Raw genomic sequence first — 6,494 nt, 5'->3', positions numbered from 1 at the left:
TTGCAAAAGATACTGTTATTAAGTAAGGGATATTTTTTAATATTTTAAGCATAAAGTCAATCATAAAATCATTGTTTCAGGTAACAAAACTAATCATTGTTGAGAGCAATTCGTATTTTTTAATTTTCTTATTCTTTTTAAGTTCTCCATAGGGGATAAGCTTAGCACAAGGTTTTCCCCGATAAGTTATAATGATTTCTTCACCTCTCTTAACAGTATTTAAAAGTTCCTTTGAGTGAAACCGCAAGTCTTTTGCCGTGGCTTTCATAAAAATCTCCAAATCATTAAGTTTATATTTCAAAGTATAAACTTGCACCCGTTAAAGATCAAGAAATATTTTGAAAAGAAAATTTTTACCCACTGAACTAAATGTTAGCACTTTCTTTAAAACATAGGCCAACTGATTTGCTGCTCCTTTATTAAATCACTTTGTCGAAATGGAACGGGCTTGGGAAAACCGCAGTTTGATTCCTGAGGAAGTTTCTCTAGTGGTAAACCCAAGGGGTATAAGTAGCTGGAAAAGCGGCCGACCAAAATAGAACAGCTCTTGTGAAACCGAGAGATTAAATTCATCAATTGCCCGGATACGATAGGCAAGATCTTTATTGATAATCCGTTCGAGCTTTTTGACTGTTTTCTTGGATAAACGGGAAATTGTCCGGGAGATCGTTTTTAGATCAGGGCATGGAAACAGCTTTTCATGCTCAATGAGTCGTTCTCTCAACGGATTGCCCTCTTTCACAATATCAAGCCTTGAAAGAAGATCTTTGCCGGCAAGCTTGAGAATATCATCTGTGTCCCAGCACTTAAGAACCTTGCAGGCAAGGGGACGATGATCGTATATGGTGCATCCATTCCGGGTTTTATCATAAAAGAGACAGGCCCATGAATCCTTTATCCCGCGGATCTTTAAGATCTCGGTTTTTACAGGCTCAATGGAATTTGAAACTGGATCATGGGCAAGTTCACCTTTCCTGATGGTAATGATTTTTTCAAAGGATAGAAACCCTTTTTCTATTAAGGGTAAGTCCTGGGTATGTAATGCGGGACCGCCTTTTTCGCAGCAGGTGCCGCACCGCTTACATTCATTTTGATGCGTCATATGATCCATATCCCGGTGAAGAATAATTTTGTTAAAATCATAAAATTTCAATTTTCCAACAATCTTCCAAAGCGGCTCAGTCCCCGTCTGTCCACTGTACTGACTGGTTATAAATTGTTTAAAGTTTATGCCTGATGAATTGCATACTCATCCAGTCAAGATACCACCAGAAACTCTTCCTAAACAATAGTATCTTTTTTAATCAATGCTATGTTCCAAATCCTCTAAAATTAGACGACTGTGGTCTAAAAAAACCAATTGAGCAAAAGCAAATGACACATCGTGTTTCTCTTGATTAGTCTTGTCTTTATTTTCGTCCCATTCAAAATCAGCTTTATTTTCCATAAAAAGAGTATAATGCTGTATTTAAACATTATCAACATATTTATATGGCTTATTGCATGGTAAAATCTGTCAAAGAATAGTGGATGTAAATACACTACCCGGCCACGGTCCGGTAATCTAATACCCTGTGCGGACCCGCATGCAGGGTATTGCAGGGGCTGGGGGATTAAAACCTCCGGCTACCCGATTGAATTTTAATAAATTTCATTGATCAAGAAAGATATACAACTAATGTATCAATAAAACAGTTTGAGATATCGCTGAAAAATGTATTTTTTATTTCGCTTTTTGCCGGTATATTCAACAATAAAATTTTCCTTTTCCAAGGTATTCAATACATTTCTAATTGTCCTTTGATTCATTGACAAAGCTTTTTCAATTTTTTTTACATTCAATGCTGGTTTTTGGTAAAAGAGTTCTATGTTTTTCAAAAAAACTGGAGAGGTATAATGACGGCTTCTTCAAAAGTGAAAAACCAACCAGATAAAGCGTAATCAATAACCGCCCGACTCTCCCATTTCCATCTAAGTACGGATGTATCGTCTCAAACTGATAATGAGCGATCGCTATCTTGATCAAATGAGGCACATTTATGTCATCGTTGTGGAAAAATAATTCATTTTATTTCCTTATACAACTTGTTTCGGAAAATTGATTAGAAAAATTTCCATATGATATTTTATACGAAAATTTAACGCCAGTATAAGTGGTTTGGAGCTGTTCTAACGTAAAAAGCAAAATTAGGCGAATCCTTTACAAAAGGAATCTGTAATTAAACCAATCACTCCGTGGTTGTAGCCGCCCTTGAGAATCGCATATCTTCGTCCCTTGCAAAGCTTCTTCGAGTATTCTTTCATCAGCCGTCCAAGCTCTGCGTAGTCCTCTGGATAAAGAAGAGCACCCCAATCATCAATACCCTGGTCAAATCCTGCTGATGCTGCGAAAATATCGACATCAGTAATATCTTTCATGTATGCTTCGACTTCCCGGAGATAGTTTCCCCTTTCTGCCGATGCCGGATTGAGTATTGAGACTATGAATCCATCATCACGATTTTCCAAAATGTTGATATTCCCATCTCCGGTATGAAGATCAAAATCAAGTATAAAGGCTTTTTTAATTTTCTTGTCTGAATAGAGCTTAAGCAGGCTTATGGCCATATTGTTGAAGTGACAGAAGCCCCAGCATGAGTCAGCCGATGCATGATGTCCTGGGGGTCGTATCACCGCAAAAGCCGGATTTCCATCATAAGCCTTTTCAGCTGCCATGATGGCTCCTCCTGCGGCTAAAACCGCTAATTCATACAGAAGAGTATCCTGTTTGACACGCTCACAGTGATTCCTGCCGTGTGCCCTGAGAATTTCAGCCTCGCCGGCCGGATTCGGGGTAATTATCTCATACACTTCGGACTTTCTTTTTATAATCTTCATGATCCCATCCAAACGCCCCTCGGAAGCCGCAGGGTCCATCGCATAACGGGAGTTGTAATAGCACTCATGGAAAACGATTTTTATACTCATTTTTATACACCTGTTTTTTGAAATTGAACCTGAAAATCTGTGGCGAGACCGTAGCATTTTTCTTGTTTGAATTAATTTTTGACCAAGTTGAAACTTGACAACCTTTACTCGATATTGATATTATCCATGAAAATCACAAACAGAGGTTTTTAATATGCATGGTTATATTAATAGGTTTATCGAAAAAGGATTGAACAGATCTCTGGCCCGTTCACCCGCAGTGGCTATTCTTGGTCCACGGCAATGTGGAAAGTCAACAACTGCCAAATTACTGCTTAAAAGCATTCCATCAGTTTATCTTGATTTACAAGATCGTATTGATCGAAACAAGCTGGCTGAACCAGAACTTTTTTTTGATCGCCATCGTGACAAACTCATCTGTCTTGATGAAATTCAACTACTGCCTGAATTTTTTTCAATACTTCGTTCGGAAATAGATAAAGATCGCAGACCTGGAAGATTTTTAATTTTAGGATCAGCTTCCCGTGATCTTATAAAGCAGTCAACCGAATCTCTTGCAGGACGTATCTCCTATACTGATCTTACACCATTTTTGCTTAAAGAAGTTTCTGACATTTCTTCGTGGTCTGACCTTTGGCTCCGGGGCGGTTTCCCTGATAGCGCGCTTGCAGATAGTGATACTGACAGTTTCGACTGGCGACTCGATTTTATTCGGACATTCATGGAACGTGACATTCCTAATTTGGGTTTTAATATACCAGTTCCGGTGATTGAACGTTTATGGTTGCTATTAGCACACTATCATGGACAAACTGTAAATTATCATAAATTGGCAGGGGCCGCTGATATCTCTATTCCTACACTGAAAAAATATCTTGCTATCCTAGAACAGACGTACATGGTCCGCATGCTGCCACCAGCCTTAACAAACCTTAAAAAAAGATTGGTTAAATCCCCTAAAATCTATTTGCGTGATAGTGGAATTCTTCACGCGCTCCTGGATATAGAAGAATATGATTATCTTTTAGCCAATCCTATTGCTGGAGCATCTTGGGAAGGTTTTGTAATAGAAAATATCATAGCCCAATATGATCGTTGGAAACCATCTTTTTTACGTACTTCCAACGGTGCTGAAATCGATCTAATCTTAGAACGAGCAGGGCGACGCCATGTTTTTGAATGCAAACTTTCAAAAGCACCAAAACCCTCAAGAGGATTCCATGAAATAGTTGATTCCCTGCAACCCGAATCAGCTTGGGTTATTGCACCTGTTGATGAACCTTTTGAAATAAAAAAAGGTATTGTTGTTTGTTCGCCAAAGCATTTGGACTTGAACTAAAAGCGTTTTATCAATAGTCCCGCATACAAAGGGACCACAATTGTAAAATTTGATACATTTTTTATAACTACTGTCCCGTCAGACCACTTGCTTAGTCTTTCTTAGTGACCATCATGGTAGTCTGGTATTCGATCACTTGCTGATCACGCTGGTTATAGGTTTTATTTTTGTATATGAACAGGAATCTCTCAGGGTTTTTGGTGGGACGCAGATCAACTACTTCGGCATCAGCCTTGAGGGTATCTCCGGATAGCACTGGAGAGGTGATCTTGACATTGTCTACACCAATGTAAGCATAGATTTCATAGCCGTCCTGAGCCAGAAGTTCGGCGATATTGTCCGCATGATGGACCAGACCGTCGGCAACAGCAAAGATGATCGGGCCTGCCAGAGAGCGTTCCTTAAACCAGGTTCCCTTGGCATACTCCGAATTGCTGTGAACAGCCATATTGAACCAGGTGAGTTGATGCAGGATTGAGAAGTCCCCCACATCAAGCGTCCTGCATACCCGACAAGAAATTTTGCTACCTGCTGTTATTTTACCCATAAATGATTACTCCTCTTAATATTATTGTTTTGTTAATCCCCCCACAGGGAAGTATGGATCGCTCCGTTATCGGTATTCCAATTGTATCAGGCGTTGACATCGACCACAATGTGGCCGGTAACGTTACCCGCCAGAATTTCTTTGGCGTACTGGGGTACTTCATCGAGTTTTATTACTTTATTGATTCTGTCCAGGGCTGCGTCGGGGATATCAGTCACCAATCGATCCCAGGCTGCTATTCTTCTTGGATTAGGGCACCATACCGAATCCACCCCTCTCAGGCTCACGCCCCTCAGAATAAATGGCATGACTGTAATGGACAGATCAAACCCACCTGCCAGCCCGCAGGCCGACACACATCCGGCATATTTCATCTCGGAAATGATCCGAGCGAGTACCATACTGCCAACTGTATCAACTGCCCCAGCCCATTTCTGGGTTTCAAGAGGGGCCGGCATCTGTAACCATTCTTTACCGCCGGCAAACTCCCTGGCTCCAATTTGCCTCAAGAAATCGTGGGTGAATTCCTGCCCCACTTTGGTGAGGGCGGTGACTTCATAACCAAGCTTAGCAAGAATGGCTACCGCATTGCTGCCCACCCCTCCGGCGGCACCGGTAACGATGACCGGACCGCTGTCCGGTTTTACCCCGGCTTCCTCCAGGCTCATAGTTAAGAGCATTGCCGTGTAGCCGGCAGTACCGATGGACATGGCCTTCTTGGTATCCATACCTTTGGGAAGGGGGATCAGGAAATCAGATTTGATCCTGGCCATCTGCGCATAACCACCCCAGTATCTCTCCCCCACACTCCATCCATTTAATATTACCTGGTCGCCGGGCTTAAAATTGGGAGACTTCGATTCAACCACAGTTCCTGCCAGGTCAACACCTGGCACTATCGGAAAAATACGAAATATTTTATTGCGGTTTGCAAATCCCAGACCCTCTTTATAATTCAAGGTGGAATAATCTACCTGAATCAGCACATCTTCCCGGGGCAGATCCTCAACCGTCAGCTGCTTCATCGTCGCCACCAGTTGGCCATCATTTTTTTCTACTACGAGCGCTTTAAAGGTTCCTTCATTTATCATGCCGTATACTCCTCCTAAATACAAATCTTGTTTCCAGAAATCAATCTAAATGCTTAAATCCCTGATCGTGGTTCAGAAGTCTTGTCTTTTCAACCACTCACGCCACCTGGCTGGATCATCGCCGAGATGTTCTTGGCCGGTAATCCGGACGAGGGATTTGTGGGCCCACATGTTCACCAGAAAATCATTATCGCCCAGTACGTTAATGAGTGGCTCCACGGCCGCAGTGTCCCCGAACCAACCGAGAGATTGTGCCGCAGCCATCCTGACTAAATAGTCTTCGTCGTGGAGTGCGGCCATTATAGGCACGGGGGCCCTTCGGGCTTTTTTCATTCCCACTGAGCGCAAGACCTCGCTGAGGGATGAGAGAGCCGTCTTCCTGACCTTCGCATCTTCGTCCTCAAGAGCCTCGATCAAGGGATCGATTGACAGATAGTCATTGCTCTTTCCTCCCAGAGAATATGCAGCGGCTTCCCGAAATTGTGAGTCCTCATTATCGAGCATCTCGATTAGCACAGGAATTATTTGGGCATCCTTTATTTCTCTCAGCTGTCTGACAGCGTATAGACGATCATTTTTATTCCCGCTC

Annotated in this window: 9 protein-coding genes; 1 reads left to right on the top strand and 8 read right to left on the bottom strand. The window is 42.0% G+C overall.

Features of this window, described 5'->3' with window-relative positions; all coding sequences use genetic code 11:
* Positions 1-76: 76 nt before the first annotated feature.
* The 5 genes from K8S13_RS02925 to K8S13_RS02905 form a co-directional block, all read right to left on the bottom strand.
* Positions 77-268, bottom strand: coding sequence for a type II toxin-antitoxin system Phd/YefM family antitoxin (locus K8S13_RS02925; RefSeq protein ID WP_291460300.1), 192 nt, complete (start codon positions 266-268; stop codon positions 77-79).
* A gap of 156 nt (positions 269-424) precedes the next feature.
* Positions 425-1,102 carry a YkgJ family cysteine cluster protein gene (locus tag K8S13_RS02920; RefSeq protein WP_291460298.1) on the bottom strand — a complete coding sequence of 226 codons (678 nt, stop codon included), beginning with the start codon at positions 1,100-1,102 and terminating at the stop codon, positions 425-427.
* Positions 1,103-1,300: 198 nt separating this feature from the next.
* Positions 1,301-1,447 (bottom strand): BrnT family toxin, encoded by a 147-nt coding sequence (locus K8S13_RS02915; RefSeq protein WP_291460296.1) that lies wholly within the window; start codon positions 1,445-1,447, stop codon positions 1,301-1,303.
* Between the two features lie 375 nt (positions 1,448-1,822).
* Positions 1,823-2,035 carry a Fic family protein gene (locus tag K8S13_RS02910; RefSeq protein ID WP_291460294.1) on the bottom strand — a complete coding sequence of 71 codons (213 nt, stop codon included), beginning with the start codon at positions 2,033-2,035 and terminating at the stop codon, positions 1,823-1,825.
* A 152-nt stretch (positions 2,036-2,187) separates the two neighbouring features.
* Positions 2,188-2,967 (bottom strand): histone deacetylase family protein, encoded by a 780-nt coding sequence (locus K8S13_RS02905; protein ID WP_291460292.1) that lies wholly within the window; start codon positions 2,965-2,967, stop codon positions 2,188-2,190.
* 154 nt (positions 2,968-3,121) lie between these two features.
* Here K8S13_RS02905 and K8S13_RS02900 point away from each other — a divergent pair, with 154 nt between their 5' ends.
* Positions 3,122-4,267, top strand: coding sequence for an ATP-binding protein (locus tag K8S13_RS02900; protein WP_291460290.1), 1,146 nt, complete (start codon positions 3,122-3,124; stop codon positions 4,265-4,267).
* A 91-nt stretch (positions 4,268-4,358) separates the two neighbouring features.
* Here the strand turns inward: K8S13_RS02900 and K8S13_RS02895 are convergent, their stop codons facing one another.
* The 3 genes from K8S13_RS02895 to K8S13_RS02885 form a co-directional block, all read right to left on the bottom strand.
* Complete coding sequence (locus K8S13_RS02895) at positions 4,359-4,814, bottom strand: MaoC/PaaZ C-terminal domain-containing protein (protein WP_291460289.1); 456 nt, start codon at positions 4,812-4,814, stop codon at positions 4,359-4,361.
* A gap of 86 nt (positions 4,815-4,900) precedes the next feature.
* Positions 4,901-5,905: an MDR family oxidoreductase gene (locus K8S13_RS02890; RefSeq protein WP_291460288.1), complete on the bottom strand. Its 1,005-nt coding sequence runs from the start codon at positions 5,903-5,905 to the stop codon at positions 4,901-4,903.
* Positions 5,906-5,977: 72 nt separating this feature from the next.
* Positions 5,978-6,494, bottom strand: a 517-nt coding sequence (locus K8S13_RS02885; protein WP_291460287.1) for a HEAT repeat domain-containing protein, incomplete at its 5' end; no start/stop codon positions are given.

Source organism: Desulfobacula sp. (assembly GCF_021107415.1).
This window is presented reverse-complemented; position numbering and strand designations above follow the sequence as displayed.